Genomic DNA, 20,739 nt, shown 5'->3' with positions numbered 1-20,739 from the left:
AATCATCAAAAAAATCTATTCCGGATTGGCTTGGTAAAAGTCCGTCTGAGTCGCTTTTTCACAAATAATCTATTGAGAACCTCACCTTTTAGATAAGACATCACAAGCAGTGAAATGAAAAATTATCAAAATATTTTGAGTAGAAAAAACTGAAGATCTCCTCTTATGTACGCACTGTGGAATTCGATCGATCTACACTGACAACCTCTGTTGTCTGGCATAAATGCCCCACAGTCAGGTCATACTCGCACTCTAAAAAAGAAGAACAGATGAAAAACACCAGTTAATGAACAGTTAAACAAAAACTAAGAATGATGAAAAAAACCCTACTAACATGCCTCATGGTGATGGCATTAATTTTTATCGCTCGGGCCCAGGGGCCCTACGAGGAGTCTCTCACGATTCCTGTCTATGATTCCGGCAATAGCGAAATGGGGATGATTACTTCCCCGGCTAATTTCAGTTCGGTCATTAATACATCTGGAAAGCGTATTTTCTTTATACAGCCTGGTGATTATACCAGTTTAGGCACCACGGCATTGACCGGAGATGGCACAGCCAGCAATCCACGGTGGCTGATCTATTATGATCCAAATAACCCCACGGACTATACCACACACCCTGTGGATATGGACCCTTCTGATTATGTCACCTTTGGCAGGATCAATGTAGAAGGCGCTTATTGGAGATTGGATCGGATCAGGGCTATTGGTGACGAACCCACCAGAAACCCCAACGTGTACCTCGTAGATGATTATCAAGTGTTGAACAGATGCTTGATAGAGAAAGGAGGCGGAGGAGCCGGTCAAATAGCCATTGGAGGTTCTGGCAGTGGGAAGGGTCCAGCCAACTACTCCGTGGTACAGCACTGTGTGATTCGGAACACTCAAATCTCCACCAATGAGGACAATCATGGAATCAAGTTTGACGTGGGCGATTATAATCGAATCGTTCACAACGAAATTTACAATTTCGCAGGTGATGGTATCCAGCTTGGACCTGATCAGCCCTTTAAAGGCACGGTCATTTATGACAATGATATTTACATCGATCCATCCAAGTACAGTTCCAGTGTCTCCGAGATACCTCATGAAAACGGCATTGACATCAAAAATGCGGGAACATCGACATCTGGCGACCACATCCTGATAAAAAAGAATAGGTTTAGAAACCTGTCAAAAGTCCCTGGAGGCACCAGCCCGAACGACGATCAGGGAGCAATCGATCATAGCAATGACGGCACGTATAAGAGCTACATGCTGGTGGAAGACAATATCTTTGTGGATTGCAGGATACCCTTCAATACCAGAGGTGGAGATAAGACAGATCATTATACGATCCGTCGAAACTTGATGTACCGGGCTGAGCGCTTTGCTTTCTGGTTTCAGAAAAATACCGAGCACAGTCATGATATTTATCTGAATACTGTTATTGAGGTAGAGGAAAAGTTTGGAGATCAGGAATGGTTTGAATCCAGAGCGTACAATACCCGCATAGTAGGTAATGTAATCATCGACGGTGGAGGGACATTAAGTGACTCACCATCTGGAACCATTTCAGACTACAATGCTTTCTATAACAGCAGTGGGCATAGTTTTGAAGGATCCAATTCGATCAGCTATTCTACAGCCGCAGCGGCCAATAATACCAGCTATACTTTTACCATGGGTATGTTTACAGGGCCAGAGACCATCGTCATCCCTAATGCTCGCCCTACCACAAGCTCTCCACATTACAACCTTACTTCAGGGATCACATTTGGAAGTACTTCTGGAGTTGGATACAGTAGTTCTGACACTTACCAGCAAGCCTGGGCAGGAGCATTGGCTCCTAGTGCCAATGGTGCTATACCTACGGTTTCCATTACAAGCCCAGCCAATAATGCAACCGTTGACGGGACCATCACTGTCACTGCTTCAGCGTCAGATACCGACAATGATTTGGCAGGTGTCCAATTCAAATTGGATGGAGTAGATCTTGGATCTGAGGACACTAGTTCCCCTTATTCTGTAAGTTGGAACACCACTGGTGCAAGTGAAGGGAATCATGTCCTCACTGCGGTGGCCAGAGATGATAATGGAAATTTGGGGTATTCTTCCTCGATTACCGTGATCGTTGACAATCAAGTCGATGTGGCACCTACAGTATCGATTTCCGGACCTGCTAACAATTCAACGGTGAGTGAAATGGTAACAGTGTCGGCTACTGCCAGCGATACCAATGGAGACCTTGTGGGTGTCCAATTCAAGTTAGATGGCGTCAATCTTGGGGCGGAAGATACTTCATATCCTTATTCGGTTGTATGGAATACTTCATCAGTCACGAACGGTTCTTACGCGCTTACAGCAGTTGCCCGTGACGCGGCTGGTCTGAGCACCACATCTTCCACTATTAACGTGACGGTAGACAATGTAGCGCCCACGTGTATCACACTTCCCAACACAAACACCTGGGTAAACACCAGTTTGGCCAACCAAACCAGTGGGTTTACCATCGAATTTGATGTTACTCCAAACGCGACGGTAAACAGTGAAATTGGTTTGTCGGATGGAGATGTGAGTTCGGCCAACGATGTGGCAGCCATGATTAGGTTCCAAAGTGGTAAAATACACGTGAGAGACAATCAGGGGTATCCCTCCACACACATTACCTATATCGCGGATGAAGTCTACCACATCAAGATGGTGGTTGACCTTACCAATCATACCTATGATGTTTTTGCCAATGCGGATGGAGATTCACCGACTCAGATCGGAGACGACAATGCGTTTCACAGTAATTCATCTTCTATCACCAAAATCGATAGACTACCAGCAGTCCTAAAAAGCACGAACAGTGGCTATGCGGTGGATATATGCAATATAGTGATAAATGGGAATGGTAGTTCATCTACACCTCCTGTCGTGGCACTTACAGCACCTGGTGATAACGCCACGGTTTCTGGTACCGTTAGCATTACTGCTACTGCTTCAGATGGAGATTCAGATTTGGTTGGTGTACAATTTAAATTGAACGGTAGTAATATTGGTTCGCAGGATACTAGCTCTCCTTTTTCCTATAGCTGGAACACGACGGGTGTGTCGAATGCTGTTTATACGCTCACTGCTGTGGCAACAGATGCTGCTGGTAATGTCACTACTTCAGCAGCCAGATCAGTAACTGTTTCCAACGCAAGTGGAGGTAGTTCGCCTACTGTGTCGATTACTTCTCCAAGTAATAGTGCTACTGTATCTGGGACGATCAGTATTACGGCAACAGCCTCTGATCCTGATAGTGATCTGGTAGGGGTACAATTCAAATTGGATGGTAATAACCTTGGTTCACAGGATACCTCAGCACCATATTCATTTAGCTGGGATACCAACAATGCATCAAATGGATCGCATACTTTGACAGCTGTAGCAACTGATGCGGCGAGCAATTCGACCACTTCTTCAAGTATTACCGTTACGGTTTCTAATTCTGGAGGGAGTTGTGTGGTGCTGCCTAACAATAATTCATGGGTCAATACCTCCATCACAAGCCAGTCGGGTGACTTCACAGCAGAGTTCGATGTGACGCCAAGTCATAACGTACACTCTCGAATCGGTTTGTCAAATGGTTCATCGAGCCATGACAATGACGTAGCCACTATGATAAGGTTTAAGGATGGTAAAATTGTCGCCAGAAGTGGTCAGGGTTGGCCATCTACTCAAATTCCGTTTTCAGCTGGTGAAACCTATCATATTAAGATGGTTGTTGATATGACCAACTACACGTATGATGTTTTTGCTAATAAAATAGGGGACTCCCCATCTCAGATTGCCAGTGACAATAATTTAAATGGAACTCCTTCTGCGATTAACAATCTGGCTGCCATTTTAGCCTCCACAAATTCAGGCTATCAGGTTGATATCTGCAATATTTCTATCAATTCGGGTAGCAGAGTAGCCACAGAAATTGCGGTGGAAGAGGTCTTTAAAGAAGAAACCTCCGTGAGTGTGTACCCAAATCCGGTAGCTGATTTTCTTAAAATAAGCAGAACGGATCTTGATCTCAACGGAAGTTATAGCATCCGGTCTATTAGCGGAGCGGTTATTTCCAGTGGTGAACTTTCTGGGAAGCTTTTCAACATCAAAACCGGTCAGTTGCCATCAGGAGTTTACATCCTCGATCTGAGACTTGCCGGCGAGGAGCCAAAGGCTGTCAGAATAATCAAAAAGTAATTAATCTTTAAAATGACCCACCCCTGGAAATTCCAGGGGTGGGTTACTTATTTTATATCACTCTAAACTGAAGGCTGCTTGACTTTACCAAAGGCGAGGGCTTTCATTTGTCTTAATCAACTTCGACATGCTAAAACTTGTATTGAGCCTCATATTTCTCATTCCTCTCTTATCGACTGGGCAGGAAACCATAAAAGTATTTTATCTGGGTGGTCAGTCCAATATGGACGGGCATGGATATAACACAGACCTGCCAAATGATTTGAGATCCTTTGATGATGTTTATATTTTCCATGGCAATAGGGCCAATGATGGCGAAGCAGGTGGTGACGGAGTTTGGGAAGTATTGAAACCCGGGCACGGCACAGGCCATCAAAGCACTGCAGATAGCAATCAATTGTCAGAGCGATTCGGCGTGGAGTTGTCATTCGCTGCAAAAATGCAGGAACTCTACCCTGGAGAAAAAATAGCGCTCATTAAATACTCCAAGGGTGGTACAGCTATAGATACCCTCGGCAATCCGCGCAGAGGAAATTGGGATCCCCACTTTCGGAGTAAAATCAATCAATATGACCATTTCCTTAGCACGTTGCGAAATGCCTTTGCGAATACCGACATTGACCTGGACGGAGTAGATGAAGTGCTGGTGCCCTCAGGTATCATCTGGATGCAGGGCGAGAGCGACGCACCTACCGCTGAGATCGCCGGGAGATATTACAATCACTTGAGGGAACTAATGACACTATTGAGGGCAGCTCTGAGGGATGACAACCTACCCATTGTCATTGGGAAAATTTCGGATTCCTGGCATGAGCGATACCATGGAAAAGTATGGAAATATGGCGAATTGGTTCAATACGGACAGGAAGAATTTGTAAGGACGGATAAGAATGCAGCGATCGTTCGTCAAACCCGATATTACCAATATTCAGACCCATGGCATTACACCAGCGCGGACTATATTGACCTGGGTGTTCGGTTTGCAAGAGAACTGAATAACCTGCTCCAACAACCGGAGCCCACCAAATAGAGGGATGAGCAAAACCCTTTAAGATTCAGCCGATCTCTATTGCATCCACCGAGTCGAGTGAAATAATTGAAAATTTTTGAGTAAAAAAAGCAGTGTGCTTCCTCTTACATGTGAATGGAGGGATTGATGTCGCTCTTGCAAATTTTGAAACTTAAAGAATTGGGCTAATCGAATTAGCCATTTCAACTAACTCGGAAAGAAATGAATAAGAAACGCCTAGCCGCATACCCAAGCGCAAGGACACAGGGAATTCCTCGCAGCTGCCAAAAAAGTTTTGAACTTGACCTCATCGGGTCAGCTCATTCATCAGCAGGTTTCATAGTGTCGTTTCTTAATCAATAGATCTCGTGAAATACCGGCTCCCCACTATGCTTTTTATCTTACTGTCCATCGCTGTGCATGGCCAGTCATACGAGGTGCCGATCACGCTCCCTCAATATAATCCTGAAGATCCTACCATGGTGCTCATCGAGACCAACGAGGATTGGAATATGATCAATAACCCGGATAAAACTTATTTTTTCGTCACTCCAGGTGATTACACGGCCCTTGGTGAGATCGAGATTTCTACTCCCGGCACAGCCGAAACTCCACGCTGGTTGGTTTATTACAATCCCGAAAACTCAGCGGATCTTGTCACGCATCCTGTAGATATGTCAGCGGATCAAAGAGCTGAGTTTGAGCGAATAGAGCTGAGTGGAAGCCACTGGATAGTGGACCGACTCTATGGTACGGCTACCGCAGGGTCAAAGAATCCTACCCTGGATTTACATGGAGCCAATATTATTGTCAACCGAATGCTGTGCGAAGGTGGGGGTGGAGGAGCCGGACAGGTCGCAATAAACGCCTCAAATATAGTCGTTCAAAACAGCGTGATGAGAAATACACAAATCATCCCGAATAGTGACATCCACGGCATGAAGATCAGCGGAGGTTTCGATGTACGAATCGTCAACAATGAGATCTACAATTTTGCCGGTGATGGAGTGCAACTGGGTGATAAGCCCGAATCCTTTAAAGGGGTCATTATCTATAACAATGACTTTTATATTGACCTGTCATTATACCCTGAAGAGGTAGATGAAATTCCACATGAAAACGCTATCGACATCAAGCAAGCCGGAGTTCCTGGAGGACCACAAAACTATGTTTTGATCAAGAACAACCGGTTTCGAAACATCGCTCATACACCAGGTGGCACAAGCCCCAACCCGGATCAGGGGACTATAGATTTTAGTAATAAGAATGACCCGAAAAGCCACGTACTGGTAGAGGGCAATGTGTTTTATGATTGCAAGATTCCTTTTAACACTAAAGGCGGCGGACAAACTTCCAATTTTACCATCACCAAAAACCTTATATATAATGCCTCCAGGTTTGGGGTATGGATGGACGCAGAAGAGACCTACAACCATGAGGTTACTTTCAATACAATCATTGGTGTAGCAGAATTTAACGGAGATCAAGAATGGTTGAACACCAAATGCCAACAGCTTGAAGTTTATGGCAATCTGATCTTTAATGGTCACGGTATTACCCTACCCGAAGCAAATTGTAAGTCTGATTATAACGTATTTTTTAATACCACACTGCCTGCGCAAGAAGGATCTCATTCTATTGTACTGGAATCTATTAATGCTTCTGATTTTGAAGATTATTGTTATCCGTTTAAAATGCACACTAACCCTGAAACCTTGTGCATCCCTGGTGCACGACCTACTCAATCCGCTGCATTCACCAACCTGACAGCTACTCAGTATTTTGGAGAAACGGCCGGAGTAGGGGTCAATGATCAAAGCTATAACCAGGATTGGGTGGGAGCCTTGTCTCCAGCACATGTGACGGGCTTTCCGTCGGTAGATTTTCAATATTTAGCGGATACGTTGGTGGGTATTGTAAACATAGAGGTGCTCGCTGCAGATGAAGACAATGACCTGACTGGCGTGCAGCTCTTTTTGGATGGGGGAGCTCTGGGTGAGCTGATGGAAAATGAACCCTATAGCTACAGTTGGGATACCAAATCACTGACCGATGGGTCTTACACGCTGAAAGCGCTGGCCACAGATCAGGCCGGAAACACAACCTACTCCGACCCAATTACCCGATTTCTGGACAATACTCCGGATTCCCCGCCGGTAGTTGCTTTGACGACTCCAGAAGACGGAGCTACAGTGGCGAATGAGGTGATCCTCACCGCCACAGCCAGTGATCCGGATGGTGATTTGGTCGGTGTGCAGTTCATTCTGGAAGGCGCGGCACTCGGAGTAGAGCGCTTCTCGGCACCTTTCGAGCGGGTGTGGTTCACCAAAACTGTTCCGGATGGAAGTTATCAATTATGGGCAGTGGCCCGTGATATGGGTGGCCGAGAATTCGTGTCCGATGTGGTGAATGTCACTGTTGACAATTCTTATCCACCACTGGTATCCATCGTAAACATTGCTGGTGATTCAATTCTAAGCGGCGATGTAGAGATTTTGGCAGAAGTATCCGATGTGGACGATGACGTGACTTCAGTGGAGTTCATGGCCGGAGATCAATCCATAGGGACTGTTACCGCGGCACCCTATTCGCTGATATGGGGCACAAAAGATTTTGAAAATGGGGAATACAAATTAGTGGCTATTGCTACTGATTCGGATGGCAACGCGGTGCCATCAAGAGCAGTCTCCATAGAGGTTTTCAACCACGTACTTGAAGTGACTTTGCGACGGCCCCATGCAATGATTTTCCCAAACCCTGCAAGTGAATATTTCATGATGGGTGGTATAGCAGATCATACCACGTATGCCATCTACTCCATTCATGGAGAAATCATAGCAGAAGGGTTACTCCAGTCTCATCAGCCGGTTGACATTTCAGGCATTCCTGATGGGGTGTATATGGTATTGGTGGGAACTCAAAGTGGTGAGCAGGTCACCATAAAAATGATTAAGTCAGGAAAGAACAGTTTTTAATGGAAAGAATGAAGGTAAAAAGTAAAATATATCAATCAACCCGGATGGTGTTAGCAGTCAGCATCATCTGGTTAGGAGTCAATTCATGTGCCAGCAATAATTCAGATGTGCATACGGAGGATTTGGGTAAAGAGGTGCTTTATGCTGATGATCTACCCATTTATGATACTTCCAATTCGGCTATGGCTCTGATAAAGAATCTGGAAGACTGGGAGCAGGTGAATGATGAGGATAAGAGTTATTTCTTTGTTTCCCCAGGTGACTATACTGCCCTGGGAGAAATTGTGCTCACTCAAAGTGGATCCACGTCAGCGCCAAGATGGGTTATTTACTATAACCCGGCACTGGGGCAGAACCCTATGACGCATCCGGTCAGCCTGGCCAATACGGATCGTGCTGCCATCAGACAATTGACTGTAGCTGGTAACAACTGGCAAATTGTAGGACTGTACGGGGAAGGATATAAGGATCAAACCCGCACGCATATCATAAAACTGCAAGGGGATAGCAATGTGGTGAATTCTGTACTCACTGAATTTGGAAGCAGTGGGGGCGGTCAGATTCAAATTGTGGGTGACTATAATGTGGTTAAAAACAGTGTAGTGCGAAACACTATGATTACTCCTGGTCGGGATAATCATGGAATCGTGTTTACAAGCGAGACGGACTACTCCCAGGTAATTGGTTGCGAAATCTACAATTGTGCGGGTGACGCTATACAAATACACCCTTCGGATGATGTACATAAAGGGTGCATCATTCGGGACAATGACATCTACATAGACCCTACAAAGTACTTTGAGGTAATTGATAGGTTTCCTCATGAAAACGGCATTGATTTTAAAGATGGTGGCTCATCTGACCCTAAGGATTGGGTGAGAGTGGAGCGAAATCACTTTGCATGGATTGGCTCTACGGAAGGCGGCTCGGGTGGGTCTCCCGGAGCCATCGATTTCAGCAACGCTTCAGGGCATAAGGCCTATATAAAGTTCAGTGAAAATGTCTTTTATGAATGCGTACTACCATTCACAACCGCCACAGGAAGTGGCGGTGGGTCTTCCAATCACCTTTCTATTGTGCGAAATATATTCTACAAGGCATCCATTGCCGCCATCCGACCTGTCACTCAAAAGCAGTTTTCGCATGAGTATTATTTCAATACGATAGTGGACGTAGAGGAGCCCGGTCTGTGGATGGAGTCAGAAATCTGGAATAGTGATATCATGGGTAATCTGATCATCAATGGTCAAAATGCTGTAATAGCAGCCAATAAAGGAGTCAACACGGATTACAATGTCTTTTACAACACCGAATTTTTACCACTGGAAGGGGGCAATAGCTGCATGTTTGACATCTCGAAGCTGGATGAATTTGGCGACTATTGTTTTGAATTTCAACGATTTACAACACCCAAGACACTATGCATCAATAAGATAGTGCCCAATGAAAAAATATTGGTGGCCAGCTTGTCTGATACTCCAGTGGTCGGTGCCAATAAGGATCGGGGAGTGGATGATCTGATTTTGAATCAAAACTGGGTAGGTGCTTTATCGCCGATCAATTAAATGCTAATCTATGAAGAGTCAGTTGACAACAATGAAGTTAAAATCCATAATAATAGTACTAACCTTGTGCTGGTCCGTCATACTCTCAGGTCAAACCCTGAATCTCAACGGTGAATGGGAAACAGGGATAGACCGGCAATATACCAGCCAGACCATGGTTCCGGGTATTCCCACCACCAATACACACAACCCAGCTCCGGGGAGCGTCTGGTTCAAAAAACAGATCCAGCTACCGGAAGGTGATTGGACAAACGTGAGCCTGGTGCTCAAGAGTGCTTTGTATAGGCCCAGGGTGTATATCAATGGTGATAAAGTGGGAGAGTCCATCGGCGGTATGATGCCCATTTCATTTGGGCTGTCTCACAAACAGGTGAAACCAGGAAACGAGATCGTCCTGGAAATAGAACTGACCTCTTTAAAGGATGTGCCTGAGGATGACCCGGCAAAACCATCACCAGCAGACTTATGGAGGTCTTGTCAGGCCTCATGGATCAGGGATGATGTATCTCTGATTTTTTATAATAACTGGCAGATAACCAGACTGATACCCTTTATCTCTGAAAGCAGAACCTCCGTTAATATCGAGTGGGGTATTAGCCCTGATGGGAAAGACGCTTCAGTTCCTGATCAAGTGAAGTTTGACATTTTGGATGCCACTGGCGCAGTGGTACTCACCTCTAAGGTGAAGCCCAAATCATTGGCCGGCTCTGTGACCATTCCGTTCAATGATCAATTGAAGTTGTGGTCACCACTGGACCCGAATCTATATCAGTTAAGAACCCAGGTCATCCATAAAGGAAAAGTAGCCCATGAGAAGGTGATTAATTATGCGCCCAAAACTTTTGGGATTTCAGAGGATAAGAGCAAGTTTCTGTTGAACGGAAACCCCTGTACTTTGAGGGGTGGCAGCATCGTTTGGAATCGGTTTGCCCGTGAGGCTGTTGCCAAAGACCTGATAGATGATCGGGAGTGGTTTTATGAAGCCATCATCAAACCCTTCAAAGAGCATGGAGCCAATTTACTTAGGTTTCACCTTTATCCACCACCAGAATGGATGATTGACTTATGTGATGAATACGGTTTGCTGGTTCAGCTGGAGGCGCAATATTTCCATGGAATGGGTGGCTCACGGGAGACCCTGCCAGTATATTATTCCAAATTACTCACGCTTGGTGCACAGCATCCCTCTACGGCCTTGATTCAGCTGTTCAACGAGACAGAACCCGAATTGGAAAAAATCATGCACGATTCCTATCTGGAAATCAGCAGCCAATTCCCGAACTACTTAATTGCCAATAGTGATACTTACAACTTACATCGCTACTGGTGGAGTATGGCAGAAAATGTGGCCTTGTATGCAAACTCATGGAAAGACTATGATCGCCCTACGGTTATTGATGAGTTTGGTGCCAACTATATGAATGAAAACTGGGAGGTGAGTAGCTACCCGCGAGCAGAACCTGGCTTTGACAGGTTCCTGAATGTGGGCCATACTCCGGAAATGCGCAGTAAAATGCAGGAATGGTCTTACGGCAGGATCGGGGAGTATTGGAGACGCATTGGGATTCAGGGCATTGCGCCATTTTGTACATTAGGACCTTTTGAGGATGGTGGAAACTGGTATGAAGGCCCGCTGGAGGAAGCAAGGTTGAAGCCACTCTGGAGCTCGCTGGCGTCGGCCTATTCACCACGCTCGGTGAGCATGGAAATTTGGGATAGAAATTTCGAGCCCAATCAGAATATTGAATTACCGCTGTACCTCTTCAATGAGTACCCTGAGGGGGATTCTGTTCAGGTGGAACTCCGGATCCTCAATGAGGAATCAGCTTCCATTTGGTCGGTCAGATTGAGTCATTGGCTTGACCCGTTCGCAGAAGCGGTTAAAAAGGTCAATGTATCCATGCCTGCGACTGGTGGTGATTACGTCCTGGAAGCCGAACTACTCAACCCCGTGGGAGGAGTGAAGGTGCCTGTCATTTCACGGTGGGAGGTAAATGTTCATGAGGTGGTCGTTCCTTCGGTGCTGAAAAGTGCCAGCATAGGCGTACCTGATTCAGAGTTGGAGCTCAGTGCAATACTTCGGGACCTTGGCCTGAAACCCGGGTCCATCACTGATGAAGTTGACATCATAGTCACCTCTCACATCACATGGGACGCTATTTACAAAGGAGACTCCTCTGTGATGCCGCAATTGGATGGGGCGATCAGAGCGGGCAAAAAAGTAGTGATGCTGGACGTAGGGCCAAAATTCCATGGAGAGAAGTGTCCCACACCTGCGCCTATTGTGGGAGCGGACGGTACCGAGTATCCCGCGCACATCATCCAAAAAGGAGATACCTCTAAGAATACCTTGCTGCTAGCGAGCCAGAGCTTTTCTGACGAATTTGAAGCCAGGCGTGAGAAAGATATTTGGTCTGGCGATTTCCCTGGTGGAGTGAGTATGAGTATGAAATACGCACTCGAGCCAGAAAGCCATTTTCACCCAAGTCCCTTTGGAAACGAGCTCTGGAATGATCTTTCGGGGAAGGATCGCACATGGCTTTGGAATGGACTGAGGGGTGGGCTTACAGTCCCCGCTATTGATGTTTTTGTCGATGATTTAGACCAAAATGGCTACTTAGATTTCTGGCTAAAACGTGGCGCAGATACGGCAAGGATAAAAAATGCCCCATACTATGCCTATGAACTAGAAGGCTACTTTGGATTTTCCGATACCAATGACGACCTACTGGTGCTTCAAGACCTGTACAAAAGAGTACATTTCGTAGTAGAGGATCTGGTATCCCTCCGTGGGCTTCTGGATCCAGACAGTGATGCGAAGATCCAGGACATCTCCAGGGTATATAGTAGTCTGGGTGGAAAATCAGAAAAGATAGTTCCCCTGGCCATAGCGGGCTATGGGTTGAACAAAACCCCCATCCAAATGATCGACTTTGCAAACGGGGGTAAACTCATCGTTTCCAACCTGTTTACCGCAGGGCGTTTGACTAAAGAAATTTCAGGATCAAACCTCTATGACTATAGGTTCGATCCGGTCTGTTTACAGTTTGTGCTCAATATGCTTGCTTTTCCATTAGAGAGTGAAGAAAGTGAGCGAAACAGTGATTTAAATTGAACTTAATGTTGTGATTTATAAGTGATCGGGCTGTTTGATGTTTGATCCCATTTCCATTAACTTATCTGCTTAAGAATATGCAACCGTCCTTTCAAACCCCAGATTTAAGACCAGAGTTGAATATGATCAAATCAGTGAAAGATGATAATTCAGAACGTGAATTATGGAAGGCATTCCAATCGGGAGATCGGTTAGCATTTGAAACAATATATAACAACTCTATCAAGTATTTGACCAACTATGCAATGAGGATTGCATCGGACAAAGATCTCGTTCAGGATTCCATCCAGGATATTTTTGTCCATCTCTGGAATAAGCGGGGAGAGCTCGCTTCTGTAAATTCAATCAGGTTTTATTTATTGAAGTCAGTCCGGCGGGATGTGATCCGCAAAATGGCTCGTGGAAATAAGAAATCATCTCTGAGCTCCCTTACCGGAAATTCAAAAGTGGACTTTCAGCCTTCTTATGAAATGATCAAGATCCTGGGGGAAGAATCCTCCGAGCGAATACTGAAAATGAGAAGGGAACTGGATGCCCTCACACCGCGACAAAAGGAGGTGCTTTATTTGAAGTATTACTCTAACATGACCAACCAGGAGATCGCTGACATCCTGGGGATCAACATGCAGTCAGTTTACAATAACATCTATCGGGCATTGGAAGTACTGAGGGATAGACTTCACGTGGTATTGCCCTGGCTGATAAGTGGTACCGGTTCTTTCGGAATATGAGAGATGCTACCATTTATGATATAGCCAGCGAGCTTGAGATCAGTGCTGCAACCGTTTCTAGGGCTATTGCTAACAATCCCCGAATCAGTTTAAAGACGAAAAAACTGGTAAATGAGAAGGCCAGGGAGCTTGGATATCGACCAAATAAAATTGCGTCTAACCTAAGGAGCGGTAGGGGTAATACCATTGGGGTGATCCTTCCTCAAATTCAGAGACATTTTTTTGCGAGCGTTATTCATGGCATGGAGGTGGTATTGAATGCCCACGGGTACAATCTTGTCATCTGTCAAAGCAACGAAGGCCTGAATCAGGAAAAGAAGGCGATTGAAACCCTCATTAATAACCGTGTGGATGGTATCCTGATTTCAAATTCAAAAGAAACTCACGGAAACGATCATTTGAAATTAATTAACCAATCAGGAATACCATTTGTGCAATTTGATCGGATAGTGGATGATCTGAATTCAAGCAAAGTTGTCAACGACAATTTTTCAGGTGCCTATGAGATGGTAAGTCACCTGATTGACCAGGGGTATTCCAGAATAGCACATCTATCAGGACCGCAAAACCTCAAACTTTATCGTGAGCGATTAGACGGATATGCATGCGCACTCGAAGCTGCTCACATTCCGTTTGATCAAAGTCTGATTTTGGAAGCCATCACTATTGATACAGCAGAGGTGGTTGCAGGAGGGATCATGCAAAGTGATAACCCACCTGATGCGTTCTTTGCTGCCAGTGACCTTTCTGCTCTTGGGGCACTCAATTATCTTAAATGTAAAGGGTACAACGTTCCTCAGGAGGTGGGCGTTGCCGGATTTGGCAATGAGCCTCTTACTGAAATGATTACTCCCTCGCTCACTACATTGGAGCAATTTGGAGTGGATATGGGCAAGTCAACATCCAAGCTGCTGTTGAATAGCATCGAGGGCAACAAACAATCTGTGAGTGTTTCCACTCTGATCAAACCAAAACTCATCATTCGCGAATCCACGAATAGATCGAGAACATAAGAAACGGACCAATGAACATGACAACTCAAAGGACTCAATCACATCTTCCGAAAAAAAAATCACTTTTTTTTGAGTAAAAAGAAGAATGAGAGTCCTCTTAGTAATAATTGATTGAATAATGAACAAAAAGAATTACACCGTAGAAGATTTACTAAACGATAACTCGTTTATTTCCTACATCATGGATCATGATTCACCTGATGGTAGAGAATGGCGCGTTAGACTGGCTCAAACACCGGATTTAGTGAGCATAGCGAATGAAGCGGCCGAAGTGATTCAATCCTTAAAATATCAGGATTTGAGCTTCACACGGCATGAAGAGGAGCAAATCTGGAATCGAATTGATCGATTGACGAGTGATACTCACCAGGTGCAGATGGGCTGGAAGCTTCGTGATTGGGTAAAAGTAGCAGCAGTTCTGATCCCAATAGTGGTTTCTACCTTTTGGCTCATCTCCAATTTCCAGAAGAATGAGGGCCCCGTTGAGATGGTGGAAACTACCATCACCAAGGACTGTCCCAATGGCCGAAAAATGCAGGTAACCCTACCTGATGGAAGTACTGTGAAGTTGAATTCGGGCAGTCGGCTTACTTACAAAAGTAGTTTTGACAAAGACCTTCGTGCCGTTTGGCTAGAAGGTGAAGCCTTTTTCGATGTGAAGAGGAATACTGACAAACCTTTCGTGATAATTTCCGGTAACATCCGAACCCAGGTTCTGGGCACCTCTTTTAATGTGAAATCCTATGGAGAGGAAGGACTGGTTGATGTGGCAGTAGTGTCAGGTTTGGTTTCTGTCTCCCGCTTCAATCAAAGTGAACCCGACAGACTCCAGTGGGATAATATTTCCGGTGTGGTATTGAACCCTTCCGAATTGGTAAGCTATAACATCAACGAAGACAAGTTTTCTGAAATCGTGGAAGTGGATACTGATGAAATACTCGCATGGAAATCCGGAATTCTTGTTTTTGAGAGAGCCACTTTTGAGGAAATCGTGAAAAAACTCGAGCGATGGTACGGCGTGGAGTTCGAAATCGAAAAATCTGTGGAAATCACCGATGGTTTTACAGGAAGATTTGATAACCAATCGCTGAGAAGAGTGCTGGAGGGGATCGGTTACACCTCAAAATTTGATTTTAAAATAGAAGGAAAGAAAATCAAGATCATGGAAGTGGAAAAACCCAGAGCTCCTGGATGAAGGGGCTAAAAAACAAACCTAATGCCTAACATATTATAAATTAAATACCCACATTGATGATGAAACCTCAACCCCATAAGGCAAAGCATAGCTCATTTAGCTTTTTCAGAATTTGGCTACCCACTTTGTTTCTGCTCCTCGCTTCTGAGATAGCCAGTTTTGGGCAAACCAAAAGCATTGATGAGATTTATGTTTCGCTCAGCGATACGAATACTCAACTGCTCAGCGTATTGAAAAACCTCGAATCTCAAACAGGATTCCAATTTCTCTACAACGAAGGCATACTTGATGTCAACAATCGAGTGTCCCTTGAGGCCAGTAGCCGGCCTATGGGAGATGTATTGAGAGACCTATCAAAGGAATCTGGCCTGATGTTCCGAAGGGTTAACAATGATGTCTTTGTGACCACCAAGGATGAAGAGCAGAATCAGGAGGAAAACACCGCCCCGGTACAGGAAGCTTGGACAATCAAAGGAAAAATCACAGCTGAAGACAGTCCGTCCGGTGTTCCCGGAGTAACCATTGTAATCAAGGGCCTGAACCGCGGAACGGTATCCGATATAGATGGAAACTATGAACTGGAAGTCAATAGAGGTGACATTCTCCTGTTTTCATACATAGGCTATCAGTCAGAGGAAATCACCATTTCGAATCAGACGCAATTGAATATAGACCTCACCATTGATTTAGGTGAGCTTCAGGAAGTAGTGGTCATCGGATATGGTACGGTTTTGAAAAGTGATGTGACAGGGTCTGTGGCATCAGTAGGTTCTGAAGCACTTACGGCATATCCTGCTTCTGGAGTAACACAGGCACTTCAAGGCCGTGCACCAGGTGTATCGGTGCAGTCTAACAATGGCGACCCGGGAGGCAGTTACAAGGTAAGAATCAGAGGTGGTACTTCTATTAATGCGAGCAGTGACCCACTCTTTGTTGTGGATGGTTTCCCTACAGGATCGGCACCTCCAGCCGAGGACATTGAGTCTATTGAAATCTTGAAAGACGCATCTGCCACAGCGATTTATGGGTCAAGAGGGGCCAATGGGGTCATCATGATCACCACAAAACGAGGGAAAGCCGGACAGACCAGGGTAGATTTCAGGTCTTCTTATTCCGTACAATCCGAAATCAACAAGTTGGATTTGCTCGATGCCTCCGAGTTTGCGGAATACATGAATGCTGTAGAAGCCAGTGGTGGCAGAGATCCCATGTTTGACGATCCGGCAGCAATGGGTAAAGGAACCAATTGGCAGGACGAAATTCTGAGAAGGGGAAGCATCCAGAACCACAGCATATCCATCTCCGGAGGAAGTGACAATATGAAATATTACGTCTCAGGGATTTACTATGACCACCAGGGCATTATTGCAAACTCTGACTACCAACGATACTCCATCACCAGCAACCTGGACATAAAAGCCTCAGATCGGGTGAATTTGGGATTGAATCTCTTCACCCGAAGGATCGACCAGGGTGCAATCAAGACTCAGGAGACGAGCAGTAGTGCTCATAACCAGGGAGTGATAGGTGCTGCCTACAAGTTTTCACCAACATTGGGAATATATGATGAAGACGGGAATTTTACTCGCAGTATAGTAGGTGACCCCAGTGACAACCCATACGCTTTGGCGACTGAAAGAGAAAGTAGTACGCAGGAGGATAGGGTGCAGCCCAATATCTATGCAGAAGTCAAAATCTTAGAGGATTTGAAGTTCCGTTCTAACATAGGCGCAGTGATATCCAATGAGCGCAGAGGCTATTATGCGCCTCGCACGTTGCTTCAGGGTGAAAGCTTAGGCGGGGTAGCGGAGCTTACTTTCCGCAGAAAATCTACTTTGCTGAATGAGAACTATTTCACCTTCTCAAAGCAATTTGGAGGCGACCACAATTTGAACATTGTGGCCGGGTACTCATACCAGTCTTTCATCAGTGAATACGGATTTTCGGCCAATCAAACTTTTGTGAATGATGCTGGCATCTATTGGAACATGGGCGGCGGTACCAACATGGTTCTTCCATCATCTTCACTCGAAGAGTCAGTTTTGAGTTCCTACTACGGACGTCTCAACTATAGCTACAAAAGCAAGTATCTCCTGACCGTGACCAACAGATATGACGGGTCTTCAAGATTTTCAAAGAATAACAAATGGGCGTACTTCCCATCTGCTGCTCTTGGATGGAATGCACATAATGAGGCTTTCCTGCAAGACGTGTCATTCTTAAGTGAATTGAAGCTCCGTGCGAGCTATGGAGTCACCGGAAACCAGGCCATAAACCCTTATCAAACCCTGGCTTCATTGAAAGAAGTACTCACTACTCAGCAAGGCCACATTGTGAACGCTGTGGCACCAGCTACTATCGCCAACAATGACCTGACTTGGGAGAGTACGGCCCAGGTGGACATAGGGGCAGACATTGGATTGTTTGAAGACCGGATCATCATTAACACAGATTATTATCGAATGGTCACCAGTGATTTGCTGTTTGAAGTGCCGCTACCGGAATATTCAGGGTTTAGTACAGCACTGAGGAATGCCGGTGAAGTGGAAAACAGAGGGTACGAACTCGGGATCAGTTCCAGAAATATTGTAGGAGCCTTTAAGTGGAATATGGATGTCAATTTCTCTATCAACAGGAATAAAATCCTCAAGTTGAGCGACACAGTGGATGTATTTTACAAAAACACACCCGGAGCAGTGCTTGGAGGAGAAAATCAAATTCTAAGAGTTGGAGAGCCAGTGGGCATGTTTTACGGCTATGTCTATGAAGGTGTACAGCAGGAAGGTGAAGAAGTCCTGTCCGGTGGTGAGGGTGTCGGTGGAGAAAAATTCAAAGACGTGAATGAAGATGGAATGCTTACTTCAGAGGATCGTACCATCATGGGTAACCCGAATCCTGACTTCATTTGGGGATTCAACAACACCTTCACTTTCAAAGGTTTTGATCTCAATATTTTCTTTCAGGGTTCACAAGGAAATGAGATTGCCAACTATACCAGGTATGAGCTGGATGGGCTGATTGGCAAGAGCAACGCCACAGCGGCTATGAAAAACAGCTGGACACCAGAAAACACCAATACTGATGTGCCGGCGATCAAAGCACGACCAGCACGATTCTCTTCCCGATGGATTGAGGACGGTAGCTACATCCGACTGAAGTCTCTGGCGATTGGCTACACATTACCTAAGTCATGGGTTCAAAAGATGAATATGAGGTCTTTCAAGATCTATGTCAGTGGACAAAACCTGTGGACAGCGACCAATTACAGTGGTGTAGATCCTGAAGTAAGTTTCAGAAGTTCAGGGGCACAAGACTCCAATAGGAATTTGGGGCTTGACTTTGCCAGTTATCCAATGGCTAAATCATATACCGTTGGACTGAGTGTTGGATTTTAATCGTTTCAAAACAAGACATTAATTCAGATGAAATACCTAAATAAAATATTACTTTTCGCACTCGCTTTTGGCACCTTCAATTGTGCAGATCTGGAGGAAGATCCTATCGGTAACCTGGCTCCGGATGGTTTTTTCAGAACCCCGGGTGATGTCGAAATGGGCATTTTTGGAGCCTATGGACTGATGACCCAGGAAACCTTCTGGGGGCGCAAGTTGTCTACCACCATTCAGCTATTAAGCGACATGGCGGACATAGGAAATACTTCAACTGCTGCCAGACGCATCGAGATCAATGAGTTTACCATGGATGCCACGAATGGCATGATTACAGAGTTTTGGCCAGCATCCTATCAGATCATTGCTTCCGCCAACAATGCCGTTTTCGGAGCTCAAAATGTTTCAGCTGACCCTGAAGTGAAAAGAGCACTGGAGGGAGAAGCTCGATTTGTAAGAGCACTGATATACTATCATTTGGTCAGGCTTTTCGGTGATATCCCGTATGTCACTGAGACCACTCCGGCCAATGATCTGCCGACTTTGAGCAAAACTTCCGAGGATGAAGTTTATCAGTTCATCATCAAAGATCTGGAATTTGCCAGAGAGCATCTGCCCATGCAGCATCCTGGGAATATCAGGAGTCGTGCTACAAGTGGCAGTGCCTATACACTTTTAGCGTCCGTGCATCTGACACTGGGAAATTGGCAGGATGCCTATGACAATGCCAAGTGGGTGATAGACAATCGTGCCGCGCTCAATTATGATTTGGTCCCAGACTTTCAGGATTTATTCAACTCTGCCCTTCAGGATGACCAAGTTGAAACCATCTTTTCACTGGATTATTTAGGACTGGTGACAAAGAACAACCTTAATGACGATTTCATGGGTGCGATGACAGGTATTAGAGGAGCGGACAAAAATGGTTGGGGCGTAAATGTTCCTACCATGGCTGTATTCGATTCTTTTTCAGATTCAGATTATCGCAAAGCGGTGACTTTTGAGTCTGCCACCCTTATCGGAGATTCACTGGTAAGTTATCCTGACTATCCCTTCGAAAAACGGCCACACTGTGCGAAGTATTTTAGATTTTATGGAAATGCACAGAACGAGGGCCGGAAAACGGACAACAACTACGCTTTCTTTCGCTATGCCGAGGTACTCCTGATTGCGGCAGAAGCACTGAATGAAATCAGTGGCCCATCAGCTGAGGCGCAGGGCTATATCAATCAAGTAAGAGCAAGAGCCAGAAATGGAGCTTCCACCCCTGCAGATGTGAGTGCCATAGAGGCCGCAGACGCGGCTGCATTCAGAGCAACAGTGATGGAAGAACGTCGGGTGGAATTGGCCTTTGAGTTTAAAAGGTGGTACGACATCAAAAGAAGAAAATTGGGTAACGAGGTTTTCCTGGGCGCTAATTCAATGGAGCCTCAGCCAAACTTTGATCCATCAAAACACTACTACTTGCCATTGCCGCAGGATGAATTGGACAGAAATCCAAACCTGCTGCCACAAAATGCAGGCTATGAATAGGAGATAAAA

10 protein-coding genes are annotated in these 20,739 nt (G+C 45.3%); all 10 read left to right on the top strand.

Annotated elements, in window-relative coordinates; genetic code table 11:
* Positions 1-347 precede the first annotated feature (347 nt).
* The 10 genes from GV030_RS03535 (at position 348) to GV030_RS03490 (ending at position 20,730) form a co-directional block, all read left to right on the top strand.
* On the top strand, positions 348-4,205 hold the full coding sequence (locus GV030_RS03535) for an Ig-like domain-containing protein (RefSeq protein WP_159579863.1): 3,858 nt from the start codon (positions 348-350) through the stop codon (positions 4,203-4,205).
* A 127-nt stretch (positions 4,206-4,332) separates the two neighbouring features.
* On the top strand, positions 4,333-5,235 hold the full coding sequence (locus tag GV030_RS03530) for a sialate O-acetylesterase (RefSeq protein WP_159579861.1): 903 nt from the start codon (positions 4,333-4,335) through the stop codon (positions 5,233-5,235).
* Positions 5,236-5,603: 368 nt separating this feature from the next.
* Positions 5,604-8,189 carry an Ig-like domain-containing protein gene (locus GV030_RS03525; RefSeq protein ID WP_159579859.1) on the top strand — a complete coding sequence of 862 codons (2,586 nt, stop codon included), beginning with the start codon at positions 5,604-5,606 and terminating at the stop codon, positions 8,187-8,189.
* A gap of 44 nt (positions 8,190-8,233) precedes the next feature.
* Positions 8,234-9,754, top strand: a complete 1,521-nt coding sequence (locus GV030_RS03520; protein WP_221413279.1) for a right-handed parallel beta-helix repeat-containing protein — start codon at positions 8,234-8,236, stop codon at positions 9,752-9,754.
* Between the two features lie 10 nt (positions 9,755-9,764).
* Entirely contained in the window at positions 9,765-12,869 is a 3,105-nt protein-coding gene (locus GV030_RS03515; RefSeq protein WP_159579855.1) for a hypothetical protein, read from the top strand.
* A 122-nt stretch (positions 12,870-12,991) separates the two neighbouring features.
* Entirely contained in the window at positions 12,992-13,600 is a 609-nt protein-coding gene (locus GV030_RS03510) for an RNA polymerase sigma factor (protein ID WP_159579853.1), read from the top strand.
* Complete coding sequence (locus tag GV030_RS03505) at positions 13,597-14,613, top strand: LacI family DNA-binding transcriptional regulator (protein ID WP_159579851.1); 1,017 nt, start codon at positions 13,597-13,599, stop codon at positions 14,611-14,613. Before GV030_RS03510 ends, GV030_RS03505 begins: the two co-directional genes overlap by 4 nt.
* A 118-nt stretch (positions 14,614-14,731) precedes the next feature.
* On the top strand, positions 14,732-15,808 hold the full coding sequence (locus tag GV030_RS03500; protein WP_159579849.1) for a FecR family protein: 1,077 nt from the start codon (positions 14,732-14,734) through the stop codon (positions 15,806-15,808).
* 56 nt (positions 15,809-15,864) lie between these two features.
* Positions 15,865-19,203, top strand: coding sequence for a TonB-dependent receptor (locus GV030_RS03495; RefSeq protein WP_255465050.1), 3,339 nt, complete (start codon positions 15,865-15,867; stop codon positions 19,201-19,203).
* Positions 19,204-19,230: 27 nt separating this feature from the next.
* Positions 19,231-20,730 carry a RagB/SusD family nutrient uptake outer membrane protein gene (locus GV030_RS03490; protein WP_159579847.1) on the top strand — a complete coding sequence of 500 codons (1,500 nt, stop codon included), beginning with the start codon at positions 19,231-19,233 and terminating at the stop codon, positions 20,728-20,730.
* The last annotated feature ends 9 nt before the right edge of the window (positions 20,731-20,739 follow it).

The sequence above is a fragment of the Marinoscillum sp. 108 genome (genome assembly GCF_902506655.1).
In the GTDB taxonomy this organism is placed as follows: Bacteria; Bacteroidota; Bacteroidia; order Cytophagales; family Cyclobacteriaceae; genus Marinoscillum; species Marinoscillum luteum.
This window is presented reverse-complemented; position numbering and strand designations above follow the sequence as displayed.

Coding starts and splice junctions, on each gene's coding strand:
- GV030_RS03535 (WP_159579863.1), top strand. CDS start 348: ATGGCATTAATTTTTATCGCTCGGGCCCAGGGGCCCTACGAGGAGTCT.
- GV030_RS03530 (WP_159579861.1), top strand. CDS start 4,333: ATGCTAAAACTTGTATTGAGCCTCATATTTCTCATTCCTCTCTTATCG.
- GV030_RS03525 (WP_159579859.1), top strand. CDS start 5,604: ATGCTTTTTATCTTACTGTCCATCGCTGTGCATGGCCAGTCATACGAG.
- GV030_RS03520 (WP_221413279.1), top strand. CDS start 8,234: ATGGTGTTAGCAGTCAGCATCATCTGGTTAGGAGTCAATTCATGTGCC.
- GV030_RS03515 (WP_159579855.1), top strand. CDS start 9,765: ATGAAGAGTCAGTTGACAACAATGAAGTTAAAATCCATAATAATAGTA.
- GV030_RS03510 (WP_159579853.1), top strand. CDS start 12,992: ATGATCAAATCAGTGAAAGATGATAATTCAGAACGTGAATTATGGAAG.
- GV030_RS03505 (WP_159579851.1), top strand. CDS start 13,597: ATGAGAGATGCTACCATTTATGATATAGCCAGCGAGCTTGAGATCAGT.
- GV030_RS03500 (WP_159579849.1), top strand. CDS start 14,732: ATGAACAAAAAGAATTACACCGTAGAAGATTTACTAAACGATAACTCG.
- GV030_RS03495 (WP_255465050.1), top strand. CDS start 15,865: ATGATGAAACCTCAACCCCATAAGGCAAAGCATAGCTCATTTAGCTTT.
- GV030_RS03490 (WP_159579847.1), top strand. CDS start 19,231: ATGAAATACCTAAATAAAATATTACTTTTCGCACTCGCTTTTGGCACC.